Genomic DNA, 400 nt, shown 5'->3' on the forward strand with positions numbered 1-400 from the left:
ACGCAAAAGTGCCTTGGTTGGAATACAACCCCAATTTAAACAAATCCCCCCGAGATGTTCACGCTCAACAATCGCAGTTTTGAAGCCGCACTGCGCCGCACGAATTGCAGCTACATATCCACCAGGCCCAGAGCCAATCACAATCACATCATAAAGATTCGCCACAGTAATTCCTCCATGGATATACACAAAATAGATATGCATTCTCTAAGCTCAAAACTAAAAACAACATAACAGAATCTTCTTGTATCTTTCATTCCAAACTTATCACACACATCTTTATCAGATCAGAAAAGGCCACAATATCGCCATTCAAGCTTTCTTTATCCGCCTCTTTAATATTAACATACTATATTCACACACAATTGAGGTGAAATACTTTTAACAGTTTAAATTAACA

The 400-nt window shown here is 38.2% G+C and carries 1 protein-coding gene; it reads right to left on the reverse strand.

What is annotated here, in order from left to right:
* Positions 1–165, reverse strand: a 165-nt coding sequence (locus J7R10_RS09250) for an FAD-dependent oxidoreductase (protein WP_208436525.1), incomplete at its 3' end; no start/stop codon positions are given.
* Between the last annotated feature and the right edge of the window lie 235 nt (positions 166–400).

The organism is Bartonella vinsonii subsp. berkhoffii ATCC 51672, assembly GCF_902825225.1.
Taxonomy (GTDB): Bacteria; Pseudomonadota; Alphaproteobacteria; order Rhizobiales; family Rhizobiaceae; genus Bartonella; species Bartonella berkhoffii.